The sequence below is a fragment of the Streptomyces palmae genome (assembly GCF_004684805.1).
Lineage (GTDB): Bacteria > Actinomycetota > Actinomycetes > Streptomycetales > Streptomycetaceae > Streptomyces > Streptomyces palmae.
In genome coordinates, this window is the sequence record NZ_SRID01000638.1 from 1 (window position 1) to 1,803 (window position 1,803).

Genomic DNA, 1,803 nt, shown 5'->3' on the forward strand with positions numbered 1-1,803 from the left:
GGAGATGTGTATAGGAGCCAGTCCTCGGGGGTGGGGTTGCCGCGCTCGATCCTCAACTCGAGGAGGGCGCCGGGGGGCTGGGTCGTCATGGCCGGGCCTTTCACTGGGGCGGTGTGCCGTGTTTGCGGCGGGGCAGCGGGGCGTCCTTGGCGGCGAGCATCGCCAGGGCGTCGATGAGGCGGACACGGGTGTCGGCGGGGTCGATGACGTCGTCGATGAGGCCGCGTTCGGCGGCGTAGTAGGGGTGGACGAGGTGGCGTCGGTATTCGTCGATCTTCTGGGCGCGCATCGCCTCGGGGTCGTCGGCGGCCGCGATCTGCCGGCGGAAGACGACGTTGGCCGCGCCTTCGGCGCCCATCACGGCGATCTCGTTGGTGGGCCAGGCCAGGGCGATGTCGGCGCCGATGGAGCGTGAGTCCATGACGATGTAGGCACCGCCGTAGGCCTTGCGCAGGACGACCGAGACCCGCGGGACGGTGGCGTTGCAGTAGGCGTACAGGAGTTTGGCACCGCGGCGGATGATGCCCTCGTGCTCCTGGTCGACGCCGGGCAGGAAGCCGGGAACGTCGACAAGGGTGACCAGGGGGATGTTGAAGGCGTCGCAGAACTGGACGAAGCGAGCGCCCTTCTCACTGGCCTTGATGTCCAGGACACCGGCCATGGAGGCGGGCTGGTTGGCGACGATGCCGACGGTACGGCCGTCGAGGCGGGCCAGGGTGCACACGATGTTGGGCGCCCAGGCGGCGTGGACCTCCATGTGGTCGCCGTCGTCGACGATGTCCTCGATCACGGTGCGGATGTCGTAGGAGTGATTGCCGTCGGCGGGAACCACCTCGAGCAGCGCGGGGCAGCGTCGGTCCCCTGGGTCGTCGGTCGCCGCGTGCGGGGGCAGTTCGCTGTTGTTGGCCGGGAGCATGGAGATCAGGTAGCGGACTTCGGCCAGGCACGTCTCCTCGTCGTCGTAGACGAAGTGGGCGACGCCGGAAGTGGCGCCGTGTACGTCGGCGCCGCCGAGGCCGTTGTGCGTGATCTCCTCACCGGTGACGGTCTTGACGACGTCGGGGCCGGTGATGAACATCTGCGCGATGTCGCGTACGGCGAAGACGAAGTCGGTCAGGGCCGGGCTGTAGGCGGCGCCACCGGCGCAGGGCCCGAGCATCACGCTGATCTGCGGGATGACACCGGAGGCGTGGGTGTTGCGACGGAAGATACCGCCGTAACCGGCCAGGGCGCAGACGCCTTCCTGGATCCGGGCCCCCGCGCCGTCGTTGAGTGAGACCAGCGGAGCGCCGGCGGCGACGGCCATGTCCATGATCTTGTGGATCTTGGTGGCGTGGGCCTCGCCCAGCGCGCCGCCGAAGATCCGGAAGTCGTGGGCGTAGACGAAGACCGTGCGGCCTTCGACCGTGCCCCAGCCGGTGATCACACCGTCGGTGTGGGGTGTGTTGTCCTCCAGGCCGAATCCGGTGGCCCGGTGCCGGCGCAGTGCCTCGATCTCGGTGAAGCTTCCCTTGTCGAGGAGAAGGGCGATGCGTTCGTGGGGGGTGAGTTTGCCCTTGGCGTGCTGGCGTTCGGTGGCCGCTGCGTCGGGGCCGAGCAGGATGCGTTCCTTGATCTGGTGGAGCTCTTCGGTGGCGGCGTGGCCTCCTGTCCTCGTGGGCTCGGTGCGGGTCGCCGCGTCCGCGGTGTGCATGGTCATCACTCCTCCCGGTGGGGGCAGACGTGCTGCTCGGCGGCGATCCGCCCGGTGGCGCCGCCGGTGGACAGGCATGCGGTGGGCAGTCGCCGGGCGACGATCTGGGG

At 69.4% G+C, this 1,803-nt stretch carries 1 protein-coding gene; it reads right to left on the bottom strand.

Annotated features, from left to right (window positions below):
• Positions 1-100: 100 nt before the first annotated feature.
• Entirely contained in the window at positions 101-1,693 is a 1,593-nt protein-coding gene (locus E4099_RS31715; RefSeq protein WP_135342542.1) for an acyl-CoA carboxylase subunit beta, read from the bottom strand.
• Positions 1,694-1,803 lie beyond the last annotated feature (110 nt).